The following is a 21,906-nucleotide window of genomic DNA, read 5'->3' on the forward strand; positions in this document are numbered from 1 at the left end:
ATGCCAGAAAACAAAAATCAATTTAACAAGTGGCTAGCCTTAATTAATATTCCCATCCAAATGGGAATTGTGATTTTTGTTTTTTCTTATTTGGGTAAATGGCTGGATGAACAATATGGAAATTCTAGCAACACCTACACAAAAATAGTAACATTAACAGGAGTGTTTTTAGCTATTTACAACGTTATTAGACAGGTAAATCAATTAAATAAAAATGACAAATAATATTGAAATCTTAAAAGAGCTAATTATTATAGCTTTACCTGTATCTATTATACATTTATTGCTTTTTCATTTACCTGTAATGAATGGAAAAGATGCTGGATTTTATTATTCTATACTCTTACTCTATTTTATCTTTTTTATTCTTTCATTAGTAGTACTAATTACAGTCTCTAAGATTTCCGAGAAAAACTTTGACAACACAGGAATGGTATTTATGATTGCAACTAGTGTAAAAATGGTTATCGCTTTTTTTTTAGCGCGTCCTATTCTCCATCTTCAAGACAATAAGATAGAGAAAATCAACTTTTTTGCAGTTTTTATTATATTTCTACTTATCGAAACAATAATAGTTGCAAAAATATTGAATAAAAAATAGTCAAAAAAAAACATCAATATAATTGGAATATAAAGAAAAAATGTACCTTTGCACCAAATTTTATAAACCTCATAGTTTAAGTTTACAAAAGATATGGTGATTTCAAAAAAACCACTCCAGTTTATACTTGCAATGACAATGGCTTTAATGCCTATTGTAAATTTTGCAAATTCTACAAATGATTCTACTGTTGTTGTAGCACATGTGGCTCCAAAAACAGAGGAAGTTGCTCACGAAGAAGGACATGGACATGCTGAACCAACAGATATTAAATCTCAAGTAAAAGCATTTACTAAACACCACGTTTTAGATTCACACGATTTTACATTATACTCAGATTTTAAAGAAGGTAAACATGTTGGTTTTTCTCTTCCAATAATTTTATGGGATAATGGATTACACGTTTTTTCTTCATCAAAATTTCACCATGGAGAAAGTGTAGCAGAATCAAATGGAAATTATTATGTAATAAACCATCACGATGGTAAAATATACAAAACAGATGAAAAGGGTACTATTCATGAAGATGAAAAAACAGGTCACCCTTCAAATGCAAGACCAATAGATTTTTCGATAACAAAAAGCGTTCTGTTTATTTTAATTACTGCGTTTTTAATGTTCTTCATTTTTGTAAGGCTTGCAAAATCTTATGCTAAAAACGGAGGGATTGCAACAGGAATTGGAAGAATATTCGAGCCGTTAGTAGTTTATATTCGTGATGAAATTGCCATTCCAAATATCGGCGAAAAAAATTATAAGAAATATATGAGTTATTTGTTAACTATCTTTTTCTTTATTTTGTTTCTAAACATCTTTGGATTAACACCACTAGGCGTTAACGTAACTGGAAATTTAACCATTACTTTTTCATTAGCTATTTTAACGTTTTTAATCACAAACTTTACAGCTAATAAAAATTATTGGGGTCACATTTTTTGGATGCCAGGGGTGCCAAAATTAATGCGAATTGTTTTAGCTCCTATTGAATTATTAGGAGTTATAATTAAGCCGTTTTCATTAATGATACGTTTATATGCAAATATTTTTGCAGGACATATTGTATTAATGAGTATTATTGGTTTAATGTTTATTTTTAAAAGCTGGATAGGAAGTACATTATCATTTGGATTGTCATTTGTTCTTTCTATTCTTGAAATATTAGTTGCTTTTTTACAAGCGTATATCTTCACAATGCTATCTGCATTATATTTTGGATCGGCAAACGAAGAGCATCACCATGAAGAAGCACATCATTAATAAGAATGTTTAATTTTTAATATATATATTATGCAAATTCCAACTATTGTAGGAGCAGGATTAATTGTAATCGGAGCAGGTTTAGGTATTGGTAAAATTGGTGGTTCAGCAATGGACGCTATCGCTCGCCAACCAGAAGCTTCAGGAAAAATCCAAACAGCTATGCTTATTGCTGCTGCGTTAATTGAAGGTATTGGTTTCGCTGCATTATTTGCTGCTTAATTAAAAACTAAAAACAATAGTTGCAACGGTTGGTTGTAACTATTGTTTTATCATTACAAAAAAAGTTTAAAATCATATATAATGGATAAATTAATAAATCAGTTTGAATTTGGATTATTCTTTTGGCAAGTACTTATATTTGTTGGATTGATTCTATTATTAAGAAAGTTTGCTTGGAAACCTATTCTTGATGCAGTTAATGATAGAGAAGAAGGAATTAAAAACGCTTTATTAGCAGCAGAAAATGCTAAAAAAGACATGCAAAACCTAAAAGCTGACAATGAAAAATTATTAGCAGAAGCAAGAGCGGAAAGAGATTTAATGATTAAAGAAGCAAGAGAAATCAAAGAAAAAATGATTGCTGATGCTAAATCTGAAGCTCAAGCGCAAGGCGAAAAAATGATTGACCAAGCGAAAGCTTCAATCGAAAGTGAAAAAAATGCAGCTATGGCAGAATTGAAAAATCAAGTTTCTTCTTTGTCATTAGAAATTGCTGAGAAATTGTTAAAAGACGAATTATCTAACAAAGAAGCTCAAACTAAATTAGTTGAGAAAATGTTAGGTGATGCAAAATTAAACTAATATCATGGCAGGAACTAGAGCAGCAATACGATACGCTAAAGCCATTTTGGATATTGCAAAAGAAAACAATAATGCACCTGCTGTAAATGCAGATATGACTTCAATTGTAAACGCAATTAAAGACAGTGCTGAATTGAAAGAATTTTTGCAAAGCCCAGTTGTTAATGGAGAAATTAAATTTTCTTCAGTAACTGAAATTTTTGCTTCTGCTCAAAAAGAAACAAAAAGCTTGTTTCAATTGCTTTTAGTAAATAAAAGATTTGAGTTATTGCAAGATGTTGCATTACAATACAATGCTTTACATGATGAACTTAATGGAATAGAAACTGCATTAGTAACAACAGCATTTCCGATATCTCCTGAGTTAGAAGCGAAAGTATTAGCAAAAATTGCAACGTTTTCAAATAAAAATATTACCATCCAAAATATTGTAGATCCAACTATCATTGGTGGGTTTATCTTAAGAATGGGTGACAAACAATACAATGCATCTGTAGCAAACAGATTGCAAAATTTAAAAAGAGAGTTTAGTAATTAATATACCATTAAAGATATATCACAATGGCTGAAATTAAACCTGCTGAAATATCAGCAATATTAAAACAACAATTATCAGGTTTTGAATCTGGTGCATCGTTAGAAGAAGTTGGAACAGTACTTCAAGTAGGAGACGGTATCGCTCGTGTTTACGGATTATCAAACGCTCAATATGGAGAGTTAGTACAATTCGAAAATGGATTAGAAGCTATCGTATTGAACTTAGAAGAAGACAATGTTGGGGTGGTACTTTTAGGTCCATCAACAGGAATCAAAGAAGGTTCAACAGTAAAAAGAACACAACGTATTGCGTCTCTTAAAGTAGGAGAACAAATGGTAGGTCGTGTTGTAGATACTTTAGGAAACCCAATTGATGGAAAAGGACCAATCGGTGGTGATTTATACGAAATGCCATTAGAAAGAAAAGCTCCAGGAGTTATCTTTCGTCAACCAGTAACTGAACCATTACAAACAGGGGTAAAAGCAGTTGATGCAATGATTCCAGTTGGTCGTGGACAACGTGAGTTGGTTATTGGTGACCGTCAAACTGGTAAATCAACAGTTTGTATTGATACCATCTTAAATCAAAAAGAATTTTATGATGCAGGTCAGCCTGTATTCTGTATATATGTTGCAATTGGACAAAAAGCTTCAACTGTAGCAGGAATTGCAAAAATGTTAGAAGAAAAAGGCGCAATGGCATATACTGTTATTGTTGCTGCAAACGCTTCTGACCCAGCTCCTATGCAAGTATATGCTCCTATGGCAGGTGCTGCAATCGGAGAATATTTTAGAGATTCTGGACGTCCAGCTTTAATTGTTTATGATGATTTATCTAAACAAGCCGTAGCTTACCGTGAAGTATCTTTATTATTAAGAAGACCACCGGGACGTGAGGCATATCCTGGAGACGTTTTCTACTTACACTCTCGTTTATTAGAAAGAGCTTGTAAAGTTATCGCTAACGACGAAATCGCTAAAAACATGAATGACTTACCAGATTCTATCAAAGGAATTGTTAAAGGTGGTGGTTCATTAACAGCATTGCCAATTATCGAAACTCAAGCTGGTGACGTTTCTGCATATATCCCAACAAACGTAATTTCGATTACTGACGGACAAATCTTCTTAGATGGTGATTTATTCAACTCTGGAGTTCGTCCAGCAATTAACGTAGGTATTTCGGTATCTCGTGTTGGAGGTAATGCGCAAATCAAATCAATGAAAAAAGTTGCAGGTACTTTAAAATTAGACCAAGCGCAATTCCGTGAATTAGAAGCATTCGCGAAATTTGGTTCTGACTTAGATGCGGTAACTTTAAACGTTATTGAAAAAGGAAAAAGAAACGTTGAAATCTTAAAACAAGGTTTAAATTCTCCTTTTACAGTAGAAGATCAGGTAGCAATCATTTATGCAGGTTCTAAAAACTTGTTAAGAAATGTGCCTGTAGAAAAAGTAAAAGAATTTGAAAAAGATTTCTTAGAATACTTAAACGCTAAACACAGAGATACATTAAATGGACTTAAAGCAGGTAAATTTGATGATAACATCACTGACGTTTTAGAAAAAGTAGCAAAAGAAATTTCAGCAAAATATAATTAATTTTCAGTGAAAAGTGAATAGTGATTAGTGAAGAGCTAATTACTATTCACTAATTACTAATTACTATAAAAACATGGCAAACTTAAAGGAAATACGTAATAGGATTACTTCTGTTTCATCCACGATGCAAATTACATCGGCGATGAAAATGGTTTCTGCTGCAAAATTAAAAAAAGCGCAAGATGCTATTACAGCAATGCGTCCGTATGCAGAAAAACTTACTGAACTATTACAAAACTTAAGTGCAACTCTTGAAGGAGAAGTTGGTGGTGCTTTTACAGCTCAAAGAGAAGTTAAAAAAGTACTAATAGTAGCTGTAACTTCAAACAGAGGTTTGTGTGGTGCTTTTAATACAAACGTAATCAAACAAGTAAAAGTTGTTGCTGAAGCATATGAAGGTAAACAAGTAGATATTTTTGCAATCGGTAAAAAAGGAAACGACGTTTTACGCAAAACATACAATGTAATTGATGTACAAAACACCATTTTTGATCAATTAACATTCGAAAATGCTTCTGACATTGCACAAGAATTAATGAATAAATTTGTTGCTGGAGATTACGATAAAATCGAAATTGTTTACAACGAATTTAAAAATGCTGCTACTCAAATTGTAAGAACACAACAGTTTTTACCTCTAGCTCCTATTGTTGGTGGCGAAGTTGTAGCATCAGATTATATTTTTGAACCTTCTAAAGAAGAAATTGTGTTAACCTTGATTCCAAAATCATTAAAAACACAATTATACAAATCAATTAGAGATTCATTTGCAGCAGAACACGGAGCACGTATGACAGCAATGCATAAAGCAACCGATAATGCTACAGAATTAAGAGATCAATTAAAATTAACTTATAACAAAGCGCGTCAAGCAGCAATTACAAACGAGATTTTAGAAATCGTTGGTGGTGCAGAAGCTTTGAATAATTAATTTTAATAAAATTTATACCAATAAAAAGTCCTGATAAATCAGGACTTTTTTATTTTAAAACACTACTTATTCAAATATTCCCAAATAAAACTATAAAATTCGCTTTGTTGTTTTACTCTTTTCTCGTAGCTCGAAATGTTTCCAGAGTGACCCGCTACTTTATTTACTTTCAAATAAATTGGATTTTTCTGTGCGGTTCTATTTTGTAATTTAGCTACAAACTTGTACGATTGAAAAGGCGGAACTCTATCGTCGTTTTCAGAAGTAATAATTAAGCAAGTTGGGTAATTAACATCTTCTTTAATCGTGTGATAAGGCGAATAAGAAATTAAAGATTGAAATTCTTCTTTATTACTTGGATTTCCATATTCATCAAAATGATGTATTCCAGAAGTGTATTTATCAAGCGTAGCCATATCTAATCTTCCCATTTCTGAAACTACTACTTTGAATAAATCAGGACGTTGTGTCATGGCAGCACCAACGACCAATCCACCATGCGAACCACCATTAATGGCTAATTTGTTTGGATTGGTGTATTTTTCTCGAATTAAAAACTCAGCAGCATCCACAAAATCGTTAATCGAATTGATTTTTTTCAATCCTTTTCCTTCTTTGTGCCAGTTTTTCCCTTTTTCACCACCACCTCTAACTTTCGCAAATGCATAAACACCACCTTTTTCTAAAAAATGCAATAATCCAGTGTCATAATTTGGACTGCTAACACTTCCAAAACCGCCATAAGCTCTTAATAAAGTGGGATTATTTCCATTAAGCTCGATTCCTTTTTTGTGAATAATAACGATTGGAATATCTTTATTGTCTCTACTTTTATAAGTAATCGTTTTTGTTTCAAAATAGTTGAATGGGAATAAGGTTGGTTTTGGTTGAATAAAATCATTAAAATAAATATCGTTAGATCCAGTAGTAATATTTAACTTGTAATTTAATGAAGAAATTGTGTAAGAATAAAATGTAACGAAAAGTTCATTTGTTTTTTCGTCATAAAATCTAATTTGAAAGTCCATATTATGTGGTGCTTCAAATTTTCGAATAAATTTTCCGGTATAATCATATATAGACATGTAATATTTGCCCATATTGTCATACTTACAAATAATATAATTTTCTAAAAATGTGGCTCCAATAAGTAAATGAGAATAAACTTGAGGAATTAAAACAATATTTTCTGTTCTATTATTTATATCAAAATAACTGATATTTCCCCAAGAATATTTTTCATCCGAAAAGTAAAACTTATCGTTAATAATATTTAAAAGTTCAAGGTTACTTTTGTCGTCTTTTATGAAGTTTTTAAACTGAAATTGTTCGTTTTCAATTGTTGTGTAATAATAGTTTTTCGTGGTTTCATCTTCACTTGTTTCAATAACAAATAATTTATTTTGTTTAGTAAAAAAATTGAAATTAGCTTTTGAGTTTGAAGTATCAAAAACCAATTGGTCTTTACTTTGAATATCTCCAATTTTATGATAATACAGTTGATAAGTAGAATCTTTTTCAAAGAATTCCTTATTCGAATTTTTCTTATAGAAAATTCCTTTATCATTATTCCAAGCAACATTTGAAAATTTAATATCCGTTAGAACATCGTCAAGATATTTTTTGTTTGCAAAGTCTTTGAATTTAATTTCTTGTCTATCACTTCCGTTCGGACTAATTTTAAAAGCCAAATATTTAGCGCTTTTGGAAGGAAAATAACCAGATAAAACTACATTCGCATCTTTGTAAACATCAAACGGATCAACCAACGGTTTTCCTAAATCATTTAAACTTTCTCTATAATATAAAACGCTTGGTTTGTTTTTATCGATTCTATAAGTGTTGTAAAAATATTTTCCTTTTTTATTTGGCAATCCATTGGTAGATAAATAATCATAATCTTTTATTTTGAATAAAAAATTATAATTTTTCACCAATTCTTTTAGTTTTTCTTCACTAACATTATTTTGTAATGTTACCCAATCTGCAACTTCTTTGTCAGCCGTATTTTCTAACCAAGCATAATCGTCTTGTATCGTAATTCCGTGTTTTGAAAGGGTTGAGGAAACTTTTTTGGTTTCAATTTTTTGTTGTGAAAAGATGTTGGCAGTAACAAAAAGGAGTATAAATAAATATCGTGTCATAATCTTACAAATAGTCTTGCGAAAGTATTAAAATATTATACTAAACAATAGTTTTGGACTGTTTTTTGCAATAATAATTTCAGTAACTTTATCAAAACGAAATTTATCATGATTCAGTATATTTTATATCTATTCTTTGCTACAACATTAATCTCTTGCAGTTCAACAGAGACAATAGTACAAGAAAATAATTTATCGGTATCCTATGAAACTTGGGTTGCAGGTGTTCGTGGTGGTGGAAGCGGTATCAACTTTTATGTTGATTTAAAAACCGAATTAAGCGAAGAAATTGAGTTAAAAAAAGTAATTTTCAGAGGTTACGAAGTGCCCTTTGAAAAGCAAGATAATTTGCATTTCATCGCAAGAATAAAAACCGAGGGCAATCAACAAAAATTTGATGGTGACGATTCCCAAATTTACACCAGTCCAAAAAACGCTTTAACCTTAGCAGAAAACGAAGCCATTTTAATCTTCTTAAAAAAAGGAAAAGAAATTCGTCAAACCATTAAAGAAGTTAAAGAAAAACCAATGTTGCTTTATCCTTCGGCAAAACCAAAGAATTAATTACATTTGTTATTCTAAAACCAAAGGAAATTGAGTCTTTACAAAAGTCTTTTTAAACAAACGGCGATTTATGGCATAGCAACCGTTTTGCCAAGAATTATCAGCTTCATTCTGAATCCAATTTTTGTTTATTATCTTACCGATAAAGAAAAAATGGGAGAAGTTTCCGTTATTTTTTCCTATTTGGTTTTCTTCAACGTAATCTTATCTTACGGAATGGAAACGGCTTTTTTCCGATTTTATAATTCTGAAAACGATAAAAGTAAAGTAATTTCTACATCAACAATTTCGCTTTTTTGGTCAACGATAGGATTTTTAGCATTATTCCTTTTGTTTCGAAAAGATTTAGCGCTTTGGTCAGAAATCAATGTGGAATACATTGTTTTTACCATTTGGATTTTAGCTTTAGATGCTTTGGCTATTATTCCGTTTTCCAAAATTAGAGCTGAAGGTCGTCCTATAAAATATGCTGTGATTAAGATTTCAAACGTATTAATCAATTTGTTGTTAAACGTTTTCTTTTTAATTCTTTTACCCGATTTAGCAAATGAATCATCAAATCCGTTATTACAAACCATCTATCATGATGATTTTCAAATTGGATACATTTTTGTTGCAAATTTAATTGCAAGTTTGATTACATTACTTTTCGTTTTACCTGATTATTTCAAAATCAAATGGCAATTTGATGCTGATTTGTGGAAGAAAATGATGCAATACGGCTTACCTATTTTAGTGGCCGGAATTGCATTTGCCATCAATGAACATTTCGACAAAATTTTATTGGATTGGATGCAAGTCGACATGGCAGATATTGGAGCCTATTCTGCGTGTTATAAAATAGGAATGTTTATGGTGTTGTTCCGAACTGCTTATTCTTTAGGAATTGAACCGTTTTTCTTCAGTCATGCTAAGAATGAAAATGCGCCTCAAACCTACGCTACGATTACCAAATATTTTGTCATTTTTGGTTCGTTTATTTGCTTAGGTGTTATCGTTTTTGCGGATATTTTAAAATTAGTTTTAGTTCCAAAAGACATTTATTGGGATGCGATGGATGTTGTGCCATTAATAGTTTTAGCCAATTTCTTTTTAGGCATTTACACAAATTTATCTGTTTGGTACAAGTTAATTGATAAGACTAGAATTGGTGCTTATATTTCAATTGTTGGAGCAATAGTAACTTTAGTTTTAAACTTGCTTTTAATTCCAATCATAAGTTACATGGGTTCTGCAATTGCTACTATTTTGGCTTACGGAACCATGATGTTCATTTCGTACTACATGGGACAAAAAAAATATCCAATTCCATACGATAAGAAATCGATTTTTACTTATTTGGGATTAGCAATAGTGCTTTCGGGAATTTCATTTTATGTGCCAATTTTACGTGAAACTTACGTGTTCGGAATTGCATCTATCTTGTTTTTTGCTTACTTTGTATACCGAAACGAAAAAGAAACCATTTTAACGATTATCAGAAGAAAATAATATGCAAATCAAAATCATCAATAAATCCAATCACGATTTACCAAACTACGAAACTATAGCTTCGGCTGGAATGGATTTACGTGCAAATATTTCAGAACCTATTACTTTAAAATCCTTGGAAAGAACCATCGTAAAAACTGGACTCTTTATTGAATTGCCAATTGGTTATGAAGCGCAAGTACGCCCAAGAAGTGGTTTGGCTGCAAAAAAAGGAATCACTGTGTTAAATTCACCTGGAACAGTTGATGCAGATTATAGAGGAGAAATTGGTGTGATTTTAGTAAATTTATCCAATGAAGATTTTACAATCGAAAATGGAGAACGTATCGCCCAATTAATCATCGCCAAACACGAAAGAGCTGAATGGATTGAAGTAGAAGAATTATCAGAAACTTCAAGAGGAGAAGGCGGTTTTGGAAGCACAGGTGTGAAATAAATAAATTGAAATATGAAACGAATTTACCCGCTCTTTTTAATCATTTTCTTTTCAAATAATCTTTTTGCTCAAGAAAAAAACATCAATTCTGAAATATTGGAAGAATCTTGTAATTGTATTCGGAAAATTGATATTAACTTAGATAAATTGGCAAAAAATGATTCTATAAAATCATGTATAACAAGTTTTATTATAAAAGAACAAACAAAAGAACTTTTAATGGAAATGTCAAAAACAGTAGATACATTGTTAACTACTAATAAAGATACTACAATAACAGGAGGGAAAAACTATACTATCATAGTGGATAAAGATTATGATGAAATTCAAAAACAACTAATGCAAGACTGTCCATATTTAAAAGCCGTTTTGGATGTTAACAATGAAAAACATGAAAACTCTTTATCAGCAAAGAAAAAAGCAAATGAATTTTATGAAGTAGGTGAAAAATATTTTAATAAACAACAGTATGATTTAGCTTTAGTCGAATTTAATAAAGCTGTGAAAAATGACCCAAAGTTTGCTTTTGCTTGGGACAATTTAGGAATCTGTTATAGAAAATTAAATCGCTTCAAAGAAGCAATTAATTGTTACGAAAAATCTTTAGCATTAGATCCAAAAGGAAAAGTGCCTTTAATGAATATGGCTGTAGCATATAATCTTTTAAAAGATGATGAAAAAGCAATAGAAACATATAATAAATTTATACAAATTCATCCAGAAGATCCAGAAGGGTATTATGGGATTGCTAGACTCCAAAATTTTACTAAAGATTATAAAAATGGTCTAGAAAATGCTTTAAAAGCATATACAATTTATGACAACTCATCATCTCCATATAGTCAAGATGCTATTAGTGTGATTATAGAAATTGTAAATAATCTTAAAAAAGAAAACAAAGTAAATATATATAACGAATTTGCTGAAAAGCATGGTTTAGAAAAAATAAAATAATGAAAATAATAGTACCTATGGCAGGTCGTGGTTCACGACTTCGCCCACATACCTTAACTGTTCCAAAACCATTAATCCCTGTGGCAGGAAAACCAATTGTTCATCGACTAGTAGAAGATATTGCCACAGTTTTAAATCAGAAAATAGACGAAGTTGCATTTATTATTCATGAAAGTTTTGGCAAAAAAGTAGAAGAAGATTTAATTGCGATTGCTCAAAAATTAGGTGCTAAAGGAACCATTTATTATCAAAATGAAGCCTTAGGAACAGGTCACGCAATTATGTGTGCCAAAGATTCTTTGAGTGGGCCTGCGGTTATTGCTTATGCAGATACTCTAATTCGTGCCGATTTTGATTTAGACACTACTGCCGATAGCGTAATTTGGGTAAAACAAGTAGACCAACCAGAAGCTTTTGGAGTGGTAAACTTAAATGCTAATGGTGAAATCATCGAATTAGTAGAAAAACCAAAAGAGTTCGTCTCTGATTTAGCGGTTATTGGAATATACTATTTTAAAGACATTGCGGTGTTAAAAAACGAATTGCAATCAGTTTTAGACAACAACATTATTCATGGTGGCGAATACCAAATTAACGATGGTATCAAACAAATGATGGCAAAAGGCATGAAATTTGTACCAGGAAAAGTAGACGAATGGATGGATTGTGGGAACAAAGATGTAACCGTTGAAACCAATACCAGAATGTTAGGTTTTTTACATAATGATGGTGAACATTTAATCGATTATGATATAAAACAAGAAAACTCAACCATTATTCCCCCGTGTTATATTGGAGAAGATGTGGTGTTAATTAATACCACTGTAGGTCCGAATGTTTCTTTAGGTAAGGGATGTCATGTGATTGATTCAACCATAAAAAACAGCTTAATTCAAACTCACGCTCATATTAAAAATGCTAATCTAGACAACGCAATGGTTGGAAATCACGTGAACTTTGATGGTAATTTTAAAAGTATAAGTATTGGAGATTATTCAGTTTTAGAATAGATGATAAAAAGAAAACACATAATTTTATTTGCATTCCTGCTTTTCAGTTTGGGTAACTTTACTCATGCGCAAGAAAATCCGGATGACATTGCTCTAATTGATAACAAAGTTGAAGATGACTTCTACGAAGCTTTAAAACAGCGCAACATTGAAAATTATGATAAAGCCATTGTGGCCATTCAAAAGTGTTTAGAAAAAGAGCCAAACAACGCTGCCTTTTTATATGAATTAGGCAAAAATCAATTGGATTTAAAAAACTATGTTGATGCCGAAATTTCGTTCAAAAAAGCTATAGAAATAGACCCTAAACAGCGTTGGTATTGGAATGGCTTATATGATATCTATTATCAAACTAAAGATTATCAAAAATCTATTCCAATAGTTCAAAAGCTAGTCGAGTTTGACCCCAATATGAAAGAAGATTTAGTGTCGCTTTATATGAACACTAATCAGCATGACAAAGCGTTGGAATTGCTTAAAAACATGGAAGCATCTTCTCGCTTAACAAGCACAATGGAATATTATAAACTAAAAATTCAAGAAGCGAATGGTTTTGCAAAACCACAAAAAGAAACCTTAGAAGAATCCATCAAAAAAAACCCAAAAGTTGAACAAAATTATATTGACTTAATTGTTTTATATTCGACCTTAAACCAAGAAGATAAAGCGTTTGAAGTAGCTAAACAATTAGAAAAAGAAATTCCAAATTCGGATTGGGCACACGTGAGTTTAGTAAAATTTCATTTAAATAATAATGATGGAGCCAATGGTTCAAAATCGATGTTCAAAGTATTAGGAAACGACAAAATCGATTTAAAAATCAAACATCGAATTTTTAATGAATTTTTAATTTTTGCCGTAAGAAATCCTGAATATTTTACAGCTATTGATAATGCTATTCCCTATTTTGATAATGATAAACAAATCAATGTTGCTAAAGAAGTAGCAAAATTCTTTTGGAAAAAAAACAACCTAGACAAAACGGCATATTATTTTGAAAAAGCAATTAAAAAAGATGCTGAAGATATTGAAAGCATCGACTATTATTTAGAAGTACTCTCACAAAAACAAGATTTTCAATTATTAGTTAAAAAGGCTGAAGGGTTTTCCGAATTATATCCTACACAGGCAAGCTATTATTTTTATGCTGGTTCGGGTTATAATCAATTGAAAAATTTTAAAAAAGCAAAGGAAATTTTAGAAAACGGCTTAGATTTTGTGGTAGAAAACAAAACCTTAGAAACTAATTATTATAAACAATTGATTATTAGTTGCGAAAATTTGAACGACACTGCCAAAAAGCAATTGTATTCAAATAAATTAAAACAAATCAAATAATGAGATCAATCATAACGGCCTTTTTAGTCTTCTTTTTAATAGGATGTAAATCCAAGCAATCTGTAGCAACTGCTGCTGCTGATGACAATACCGAGGTTGCAAAAATTATCACTGGTCACTATGCCAATGAATTTAATTTCAAAACCTTAAATATTCGTGCCAATGCTAAATATGAAGATGATAAGCAATCACAGTCTATGAATGCCGACATCCGAATTAAAAAAGACGAAATCATTTGGATTAACATTAAAATTTTGGGGTTTCCAATGGCAAAAGCATTGATTACACCTACAAAAGTGAGCTATTACGAAAAAGTAAACAATACATACTTTGAAGGTGATTTCACCATGTTGAGCAATTGGCTTGGAACAGATTTAGACTTTCAAAAAGTGCAAAATTTATTTTTAGGAAGGGCAATTGATGACTTAACAAAAGATAAATGGGCAACTGAAATAAATGAAAAGTTATTCAAATTATCAAAACCTGCTAATTCTGATATTACTAAAGATTTTTACTTTGAAGCGGCCAATTATCTATTAAAAAAAGAAACTATTTCTCAAGCAAGTCAAAACAGAATGTTAGAAATAAAATATCCTTCACATAATGAAGTAGATAAAATGTTTTTGCCAAATGAAATCAATATCAAAGCAACTCAAAAAGATAACATTTCGATAGATATTGAATATAAGAGCACAACATTTAATGAAAATTTGAGTTATTCTTATTCAGTTCCTAGTGATTATAAGGCTATTGAAATAGATTAATTTTTTTTATTTTCGTAAAACAAAAACTACCTTTGTAAAAAACCAAAGTGCATGAATCAATTTTTAAAAACACTTCTTTTCTTTTTCATTACTTCACTAGCTTTTGCGCAACCTTCTGAACAGCAAAAATTAGAAGAGAAAAAAGCACAAATTTTAAAAGAAATTTCCGAAAATAAATCTCGTTTAGAATCTGAAAAGAAAAAAGAAAAGTCAGTTTTAAAACAAATTGATCAACAAAAAAACCTGATTGGTTTAAGACAAAAATTACTAAATACTACCGCTAAACAAACACGTTTATTAAGCGATGATATTTATTTAACACAACTCGAAATGAATAAATTAAACAGAGAGTTAAAAGTGTTAAAAGAAGATTACGAAAAAATGATTGTAAAGTCGTATAAAAGTCGTAACGAGCAAAGTAGAATTATGTTTATTCTTTCGTCTGAAAATTTTCTTCAAGCCTATAAACGCATACAATACATGAAACAATATGCTGGTTTTAGAAAAATGCAAGGTGAAGAAATTAGAATCAAACAACAAAAACTAAAACAAGCAGAAATCAATTTACAAAACAGTAAAAAAGAAAAAGTTAAGGTTTTAGAACAAACAGAAAAAGAAAAACAAGAATTAGAAAAAGAAAAAAAAGAACAAGAGCGCTTAGTTAAACTAATTCAAAAAGATAAAAAGAAAATTGCAGCTGAAATTGATAAAAAACAAAAAGAAGCAAAACAAATTGACAAACAAATTAAAAAAATAATTGCTGATGAAATTGCTGCAGCTAACAAAAGAAATGCTGCAAAATCTGGGACTACCGCTCCAAAAGCAGGAACAAAAGAAGCGTCAAAATTTGTTTTATCTGCGGAAGGAAAAGTAAATTCTGACAATTTTAAAGCAAACAAAGGAAAGCTTCCTTGGCCAGTTGTAAATGGAAATATTTCACAAAAATATGGCGATCAACCACACCCTGTTCACAAAAATCTAACCATTCATAATAGTGGCGTAGAAATTTCAACCACTGCGGGTTCATCTGCTAGAGCTGTTTTTGGTGGAGAAGTATTACAAGTTCAAGTAATTTCTGCAAATAATAAAGCTGTTTATATCCAACATGGAGATTTTATCACAGTATATTTGAATTTGTCTTCAGTAAGTGTAAGTAAAGGACAAAAAGTAACCATCAAACAAAATATTGGTAAAATTCATACCGATGCTTCAGGTAAAGCAGTTATCAAATTTTTAGTATTACAAAACACAACTACATTAAATCCAGAATCTTGGTTAAATATGTAAAATGGAATGAGGTCAAATGGCCTCATTTTTTTTGAAACTATTTTCTTGTATTTTTATTAAATAATTGAACAATATGAATTTGTCAAACATTAAAATACTTCATATAGACAGTAATCATCCCTTGCTATGGGAACAACTAGAACAAGCTGGTTTTTCTAATGAAGCTGATTTTACTTCGAGCAAACAAGAAGTAGAAACTAAAATTGAGAACTATCATGGTATTGTCATCAGAAGCCGATTTAAAATTGATAAAACATTTTTAGATAAAGCTTACAATTTACAATTTATAGCTCGTGTTGGAGCAGGTTTAGAAAGTATTGATTGCGATTATGCTACTGCAAAAGGAATCCACTTAATAGCTGCCCCTGAAGGAAATGCAAATGCGGTTGGCGAACACGCGCTTGGAATGTTATTATCGTTATTTAACAATCTAAACAAGGCAAATAATGAAGTTAAATCTGGACAATGGAAACGCGAGGCCAATCGCGGACACGAATTAGAAGGCAAAACTATCGGAATTATCGGTTATGGGAACATGGGAAAATCATTCGCAAAAAAATTACGCGGATTTGATGTAACCGTTTTATGTCATGATATTTTACCAAATATGGGTGATGCAAATGCAACTCAAGTCTCACTATCCGAGCTTCAAGAAAGAACCGATGTTTTGAGTTTACACACACCTTGGACACCGGAAACCGATAAAATGATAAATTCAGATTTTATCAAAAATTTCAAAAATTCATTTTGGTTCATTAATACTGCTCGAGGGAATTCGGTTGTAACTAATGATTTGGTGACTGCTTTACAATCGGGTAAAATTCTTGGTGCTGGATTAGATGTTTTAGAATATGAAAAATTATCATTTGAAACTTTGTTTGAAGGAGAAAAACCTGCCGCTTTTGAATATCTATTACATGCAGAAAATGTTATATTAACACCTCATATTGCTGGTTGGACTTTTGAAAGTCATCAAAAACTAGCACAAACCATTGTAAATAAAATAATAACATTATATTCAAAATAAAATGTAACAAAAACACACATGTTAGACTTATACAAAATAATTTCTTACATTCGTAAAAACTAACTAAAATTCAAAATCAAATGGAAGTAACTAACCAACAAGAAACTTGGAATCAACCAAACAACAATATTCCTGTGTTTAAAGTTGACCCAATTATGGTATTATTATTAAGCTTTATTACTTGTGGATTGTATTTAATTTATTGGAACATTAAAATCGCCGAAGTTGTAAATGCAGTTTCAAATAGAGAAGTAATTTCAACTCCAATTGCAGTATTCTCTGGCTGTTGTTTACCTGTAAATCTTTATTTTTACTATGTTTTAGGAAAAGAAGGGTTGCCAAATGTTTATAGAATAACAGGTGAATTAAGCAAAGATCAATCTACTTTATTAATTATTTTAGGTTTATTTTTCCCTTTTGCAGCAGCAATGATTGTTCAAGGCGATATTAACAGATTATACAAATAAAAAACTTTATACTAAATAGAATTCTAGGTATTGCAGGTGCTTTAACAACACTTGTAATACCTTTTATTTTATGGTTAAACAACACCAATCATAAATTAGACAAAGAACAATCTTTTTGTCCGTTAAAAGCAACTACGGGTTTTCCTTGCCCTTCTTGTGGTATTACAAAATCAATAGTTTATTTTTATGATGGGAATATACTCAAAAGCTTAAGCTATCATCTTTTTGGTCCTTTAGTAGTTGGGTTTTGCTTATTTATTATAGTCCTTTTCGCTGTAGAACTAAAAACCAAGCAAGTTTATTTTAGAAAATGGTTCTTCAATAGAAAATTAGCATATTATTTAGCTCTTTTTTTAATTGTATACCATATTATTAGATTGATTCTTTTTGTACAAGAAAACACGTGGAATGAAATAATTCAGCAAAGTATTTGGAAATGATAAATTGTTAAATTATTATTGTATAATTAACCAATTAAAATTATTACTTATGTTTCAATGGTACAAAAAAGTAGTTTTTGAGAATTATGCCAATTTCAGTGGAAGAGCAAGACGTTCGGAATATTGGTACTTTGTATTATTTAATATGATTTTTGCAATCTGTGCTTACTTATTAGACACATTATTAAATCTTAATTTTGAGCCTGGCGCAGGAGGTCCTTTTTATCTTATTTATATGTTAGGTGTTTTTATTCCAGGATTAGCAGTCGCTGTTAGAAGACTACATGATGTTAATAAAAGTGGATGGTTTTTCTTTATAGTATTAATACCATTAATTGGTTCTATATGGTTATTAGTATTATTCTTCTCAGAAGGAACAAAAGGAACAAACGATTATGGAGATGACCCAAAAGGAAATGGAAATGAAATTAACGAAATAGGAAATGAATAAAATAAAAAAGGCTAATCAAATTGATTAGCCTTTTTCTTTTCTTTCCAATTCCGCTTGAAATTCTTCCATTACGGGTTTGACAGTGCTTTCTGGTAAATCGGCAATTTTAATATACATTAATCCGTCTACCGAATTATTAAACAAAGGGTCAACGTTAAAAGCAACAACTCTTGCATTTTGTTTGATATATTTCTTAATCAGAACAGGTAATCGTAAATTTCCAGGTTCTACTTCATCAATAATTTTATCAAACTTATTTAAGTCAGCCTCAGTTTCATTGAATACAAAATCTTTATCAGCGTCTTTTAATTTTACTTTGTATTCTTTTTTCGGGTGAACATATTGTGCAATATATGGGTCATAATAGTGCGATTTCATAAATTCAATCATTAACGATTTAGAAAAATCGGAAAATTGATTACTGATACTCACTCCGCCTATCAAATATTTATGTTCAGGAAAACGCAATGTGGTATGAACAATTCCTTTCCAAAGTAAAAACAATGGCATAGGTTTCATTTGATATTCTTTAATAATAAAAGCTCTACCCATCTCGATAGATTTGCTCATCATATCATATAATTCGGGCTCAAAACGGAATAATTCATGCAAATAAAATCCATCGATTCCGTGTTTCGGATAGATTTGAGCGCCTAAGCCCATTCTATATGCCCCTGCAATTGATTGTGTTTCATCATCCCATAAAAACATATGATGATAATATTTATCGTATGCGTCTAAATCCAATGATTCATTAGTTCCTTCACCAACTGCTCTAAAAGTAATTTCTCTTAAACGACCAATTTCATGTAAAATATTCGGAATTTTATCTGCCGTAACAAAAAAAACTTCATAATTTTTACTTTGCAACAATCTATAATCCCCTTCTTTAAGAAAAGCAATTTCTTCCAAAATTTGACCGTGATTTGCTGGTTTTGCAATTTGTTTTGGAGGTTTCGTACCTGATAACTTCGGTAAATTTAATTTGTTGTCATCATTTTCAAAAGCATTAGAAAGCATATATGTTTTTTTTCGCAAAAATTCACCATATGCTTCAATGTCTTGGTGTTCATTTTGTTCAGCTACCGAAATTGGTTTACCAATTCTAACTTTAATTACTCTGTCTTTTTGAGTGTGCAATTCGCTTGGTAATTTAGCCGTTCTTAATGTGTCATTTATTTTTGACAAAAAGTAAAACAGCTTACTGTTTTTTGCATGAAAATATATTGGAACAACAGGAACTTGAGCTTTTCTAATTACTTTAATTGCTCCTTCCTCCCAAGGTTTATCTACCACTAATTTTCCGTCTTTGTAAGTGGAAACTTCTCCTGCAGGAAACATCCCTAATGGTTTTCCATCGCTCAAATGACGAAGTGTTTCCTTAATTCCAACCACACTCGACTTAGCATCTTTATGGTTTTCAAAAGGATTAACTGGCATGATGTAAGGTTTCATAGGTGCAATTCTATGCAATAAAAAATTGGCAATAATTTTGAAATTAGGCTCTCTTTCAAGCATTAATTTCAAAAGTAAAATACCATCTATTCCTCCCAATGGATGATTTGAAATAGTTATATAAGCACCATCTTTGGGTAAACGTTTTAAATCTTCTTCCGGAATTTCAAATTTAATTTGAAACTCGTCTAAAATAGCATTCAAAAATTCTAACTCGCTCAAATGCTTATTTCGATCATAAATCTTATTCAAACTCGAAATTCGTAGCACTTTCATCAATAGCCAGCCAGAAAAAGTTCCGAAAACTCCGTATTTATCAGCATTAATCGCTTTTGCAACTTCTTTAGCAGTAACTAAACCCATTTATTAATTGTTTTTTGAGCAAGAAACAAAGATAACAATTCTGTTGAATTGAGTGCTATTTGATTTTATAATAAAAACATCAATTTTGTTATATTTTTTATTCAACTGAAAATTAACAACTTATAAAATCTGGGTTTTTTAGCTTCATTTTTAAATTCATTTTTAGTACATTTGGTCAAAAGCTAAGAAATTCATGAAAATTATTTCCTACAATGTTAATGGTATAAGGGCAGCCATTACTAAAGGTTTTTTAGAATGGTTACAACAAGCCAATCCAGATGTTATTTGTTTGCAAGAAATAAAGGCAACTGAAGACCAAATTCCAAAAATTGAAATTGAAGCCGCTGGTTATCCATATCAATATTATTTTCCTGCAGAAAAAAAAGGCTATAGTGGCGTTGCTGTTTTGTCAAAAATAGAACCTAAAAAAGTAGTTTTCGGAACAGGAATTCCACACATGGATTTTGAAGGACGTAATTTACGTTTAGATTTTGATGAACTTTCTGTTATGAGTTTGTATTTGCCTTCTGGTACGAATATTGATAGACTAGAACATAAGTTTATGTACATGGACGACTTTCAAAATTATATAAATGATTTAAAGAAAGAAATTCCGAATTTAGTAATTTGTGGCGATTATAATATTTGTCATGAAGCTATAGACATTCATGACCCAATTCGAAATGCAAAAATTTCTGGTTTTTTGCCAGAAGAACGTGCGTGGTTAGATAATTTTATGAAAAGTGGATTTATAGACACATTTCGACATTTAAACAAAGAGCCACATAATTACAGTTGGTGGAGTTATAGAGCTAATGCTCGAAATAATAACAAAGGTTGGAGAATCGATTATTGTTTAGCCACAGAGCCTTTGAAAGAAAAAATTCAAAGAGCTTTAATATTGCCTGAAGCGAAACATTCAGACCATTGCCCTGTTTTAGTAGAAATAATATAAGAATCAATTAATCAAAAAATAAAAAGTAATGATTAGAAAAATTGCCCTTGCCTGCGTAGTATTAAGTTTAACTACTTCATGCGTTTCAAAAAAAATCTACCAAGATTTAGAAAATAAATATGCTGATTTAAAAAAAGAACACAACGCTCTATCTGACGAAAACGGATTATTGAAAACCGACAAAAACCAGTTAGAATTAGATAAAAATAAACTGCAAGCAGAACTTGATAAAATAAAAGCAGAACGCGACAAGCTTGCTTCTGATTATGCTTCAACAAAAAAGAGTTTAGACAATTTAAAAGCTTCTTATGCTGCGCTTGAAAAAGACAGCAATGATGCTTTAGAAGCAAATATTAATAAAAACAGACAATTGCTAGCCGAATTAGAAGCAAAACAAAAAGCATTAACTGCAGAACAAGATCGCTTAAATAAATTAAAAAAAGATTTAGAAGCATCATCTACTCGTTTAGCTGAATTAGAAAAAATGATGGCTGATAAAGATGCTGCAATGAAAAAATTAAAAGAAACTTTATCAAAATCATTAAAAGCATTTGAAGGAAAAGGATTAACCGTTACAGAAAAAGATGGGAAAGTATATGTTTCAATGGAAAATAAATTACTTTTCGAATCTGGAAGTTGGACTGTTGGTGCTGAAGGTAAAAAAGCAGTAGATTTAGTGGGTAAAGTTTTAGGTGATAACCCAGAAATTTCTGTTTTAATTGAAGGTCACACAGATAACGATAAAATCACAGGAACAATTGGTGGTGGCGTTGAAAACAACTGGGATTTATCTACAAAACGTGCAACAGCTATCGTAAATATTTTAACTGCTAATGCTAAAGTGAAAAAAGAAAATTTAACTGCAGCAGGTCGTGGTGAATATGCGCCTTTAATGAGCAATGATACAGCTGAAGGAAAAGCAAAAAACAGAAGAATTGAAATCATCTTAACACCTAAATTAGATGAAATTTCTAAAATGTTGAATGAACTATAACATTTTATAAAAGATTGCTAAAAAGGCTTGAGTT

Annotated in this window: 24 protein-coding genes; 22 read left to right on the forward strand and 2 right to left on the reverse strand. The window is 30.8% G+C overall.

Annotation, left to right across the window (positions count from 1 at the left end; genetic code table 11):
• From VK164_RS10165 to atpG, 8 genes are all read left to right on the forward strand, one after another.
• Complete coding sequence (locus VK164_RS10165; RefSeq protein ID WP_324209231.1) at positions 1 to 225, forward strand: AtpZ/AtpI family protein; 225 nt, start codon at positions 1 to 3, stop codon at positions 223 to 225.
• On the forward strand, positions 215 to 601 hold the full coding sequence (locus tag VK164_RS10170) for a hypothetical protein (protein ID WP_324209232.1): 387 nt from the start codon (positions 215 to 217) through the stop codon (positions 599 to 601). The genes VK164_RS10165 and VK164_RS10170 overlap by 11 nt, the downstream gene beginning before the upstream one ends.
• 93 nt (positions 602 to 694) lie before the next feature.
• Positions 695 to 1,858 carry a F0F1 ATP synthase subunit A gene (gene atpB / locus VK164_RS10175; RefSeq protein ID WP_324209233.1) on the forward strand — a complete coding sequence of 388 codons (1,164 nt, stop codon included), beginning with the start codon at positions 695 to 697 and terminating at the stop codon, positions 1,856 to 1,858.
• 30 nt (positions 1,859 to 1,888) lie between these two features.
• A complete protein-coding gene (gene atpE / locus VK164_RS10180; protein ID WP_008255642.1) occupies positions 1,889 to 2,080 on the forward strand; it encodes an ATP synthase F0 subunit C in 192 nt (63 codons plus the stop codon).
• 81 nt (positions 2,081 to 2,161) lie between these two features.
• Positions 2,162 to 2,662 carry a F0F1 ATP synthase subunit B gene (locus tag VK164_RS10185; RefSeq protein ID WP_324209234.1) on the forward strand — a complete coding sequence of 167 codons (501 nt, stop codon included), beginning with the start codon at positions 2,162 to 2,164 and terminating at the stop codon, positions 2,660 to 2,662.
• Positions 2,663 to 2,666: 4 nt separating this feature from the next.
• Positions 2,667 to 3,200 (forward strand): ATP synthase F1 subunit delta, encoded by a 534-nt coding sequence (gene atpH, locus VK164_RS10190; protein ID WP_324209235.1) that lies wholly within the window; start codon positions 2,667 to 2,669, stop codon positions 3,198 to 3,200.
• 23 nt (positions 3,201 to 3,223) lie between these two features.
• Positions 3,224 to 4,801: a F0F1 ATP synthase subunit alpha gene (gene atpA / locus VK164_RS10195; protein WP_324209236.1), complete on the forward strand. Its 1,578-nt coding sequence runs from the start codon at positions 3,224 to 3,226 to the stop codon at positions 4,799 to 4,801.
• Positions 4,802 to 4,874: 73 nt separating this feature from the next.
• Positions 4,875 to 5,732, forward strand: coding sequence for an ATP synthase F1 subunit gamma (gene atpG / locus VK164_RS10200; RefSeq protein ID WP_166235249.1), 858 nt, complete (start codon positions 4,875 to 4,877; stop codon positions 5,730 to 5,732).
• Between the two features lie 62 nt (positions 5,733 to 5,794).
• Here atpG and VK164_RS10205 read toward each other — a convergent pair whose 3' ends face one another.
• The gene (locus tag VK164_RS10205; RefSeq protein WP_324209237.1) at positions 5,795 to 7,876 is read right to left on the reverse strand and encodes a prolyl oligopeptidase family serine peptidase; all 2,082 of its coding nucleotides are present in this window, start codon (positions 7,874 to 7,876) and stop codon (positions 5,795 to 5,797) included.
• A 108-nt stretch (positions 7,877 to 7,984) separates the two neighbouring features.
• Between VK164_RS10205 and VK164_RS10210 the strand changes: the two genes are divergently transcribed.
• The 12 genes from VK164_RS10210 to VK164_RS10265 all read left to right on the forward strand — a co-directional run bounded on the left by VK164_RS10210 (position 7,985) and on the right by VK164_RS10265 (position 18,105).
• Positions 7,985 to 8,440 carry a hypothetical protein gene (locus VK164_RS10210; protein WP_324209238.1) on the forward strand — a complete coding sequence of 152 codons (456 nt, stop codon included), beginning with the start codon at positions 7,985 to 7,987 and terminating at the stop codon, positions 8,438 to 8,440.
• Positions 8,441 to 8,470: 30 nt separating this feature from the next.
• Positions 8,471 to 9,931, forward strand: coding sequence for a lipopolysaccharide biosynthesis protein (locus VK164_RS10215; protein ID WP_324209239.1), 1,461 nt, complete (start codon positions 8,471 to 8,473; stop codon positions 9,929 to 9,931).
• Position 9,932: 1 nt separating this feature from the next.
• Positions 9,933 to 10,367, forward strand: coding sequence for a dUTP diphosphatase (gene dut / locus VK164_RS10220; RefSeq protein ID WP_324209240.1), 435 nt, complete (start codon positions 9,933 to 9,935; stop codon positions 10,365 to 10,367).
• Positions 10,368 to 10,379: 12 nt separating this feature from the next.
• Positions 10,380 to 11,321 carry a tetratricopeptide repeat protein gene (locus VK164_RS10225; RefSeq protein ID WP_324209241.1) on the forward strand — a complete coding sequence of 314 codons (942 nt, stop codon included), beginning with the start codon at positions 10,380 to 10,382 and terminating at the stop codon, positions 11,319 to 11,321.
• Positions 11,321 to 12,331 (forward strand): sugar phosphate nucleotidyltransferase, encoded by a 1,011-nt coding sequence (locus tag VK164_RS10230; protein ID WP_324209242.1) that lies wholly within the window; start codon positions 11,321 to 11,323, stop codon positions 12,329 to 12,331. The genes VK164_RS10225 and VK164_RS10230 overlap by 1 nt, the downstream gene beginning before the upstream one ends.
• Positions 12,332 to 13,669, forward strand: a complete 1,338-nt coding sequence (locus VK164_RS10235; RefSeq protein WP_324209243.1) for a tetratricopeptide repeat protein — start codon at positions 12,332 to 12,334, stop codon at positions 13,667 to 13,669. It begins immediately after the preceding gene.
• Entirely contained in the window at positions 13,669 to 14,433 is a 765-nt protein-coding gene (locus VK164_RS10240; protein ID WP_324209244.1) for a DUF4292 domain-containing protein, read from the forward strand. Before VK164_RS10235 ends, VK164_RS10240 begins: the two co-directional genes overlap by 1 nt.
• 51 nt (positions 14,434 to 14,484) lie before the next feature.
• Positions 14,485 to 15,720: a murein hydrolase activator EnvC family protein gene (locus VK164_RS10245; protein WP_324209245.1), complete on the forward strand. Its 1,236-nt coding sequence runs from the start codon at positions 14,485 to 14,487 to the stop codon at positions 15,718 to 15,720.
• Between the two features lie 73 nt (positions 15,721 to 15,793).
• On the forward strand, positions 15,794 to 16,747 hold the full coding sequence (locus tag VK164_RS10250; RefSeq protein WP_324209246.1) for a 2-hydroxyacid dehydrogenase: 954 nt from the start codon (positions 15,794 to 15,796) through the stop codon (positions 16,745 to 16,747).
• An 80-nt stretch (positions 16,748 to 16,827) separates the two neighbouring features.
• Positions 16,828 to 17,214 (forward strand): DUF4234 domain-containing protein, encoded by a 387-nt coding sequence (locus VK164_RS10255; RefSeq protein ID WP_324209247.1) that lies wholly within the window; start codon positions 16,828 to 16,830, stop codon positions 17,212 to 17,214.
• A 173-nt stretch (positions 17,215 to 17,387) separates the two neighbouring features.
• Positions 17,388 to 17,654: a hypothetical protein gene (locus VK164_RS10260; RefSeq protein ID WP_324209493.1), complete on the forward strand. Its 267-nt coding sequence runs from the start codon at positions 17,388 to 17,390 to the stop codon at positions 17,652 to 17,654.
• Positions 17,655 to 17,703: 49 nt separating this feature from the next.
• Entirely contained in the window at positions 17,704 to 18,105 is a 402-nt protein-coding gene (locus VK164_RS10265; RefSeq protein WP_324209248.1) for a DUF805 domain-containing protein, read from the forward strand.
• Positions 18,106 to 18,129: 24 nt separating this feature from the next.
• On the opposite strand, the gene VK164_RS10270 is transcribed toward VK164_RS10265, so the two are convergent.
• A complete protein-coding gene (locus VK164_RS10270) occupies positions 18,130 to 19,923 on the reverse strand; it encodes a lysophospholipid acyltransferase family protein (protein WP_324209249.1) in 1,794 nt (597 codons plus the stop codon).
• Positions 19,924 to 20,116: 193 nt separating this feature from the next.
• On the opposite strand from VK164_RS10270, the gene VK164_RS10275 reads away from it, so the two are divergent.
• Positions 20,117 to 20,878, forward strand: a complete 762-nt coding sequence (locus tag VK164_RS10275) for an exodeoxyribonuclease III (protein WP_324209250.1) — start codon at positions 20,117 to 20,119, stop codon at positions 20,876 to 20,878.
• Positions 20,879 to 20,906: 28 nt separating this feature from the next.
• Entirely contained in the window at positions 20,907 to 21,872 is a 966-nt protein-coding gene (locus tag VK164_RS10280; protein ID WP_324209251.1) for an OmpA family protein, read from the forward strand.
• Positions 21,873 to 21,906 lie beyond the last annotated feature (34 nt).

The sequence above is a fragment of the Flavobacterium sp. genome (assembly GCF_035299005.1).
Taxonomy (GTDB): domain Bacteria; phylum Bacteroidota; class Bacteroidia; order Flavobacteriales; family Flavobacteriaceae; genus Flavobacterium.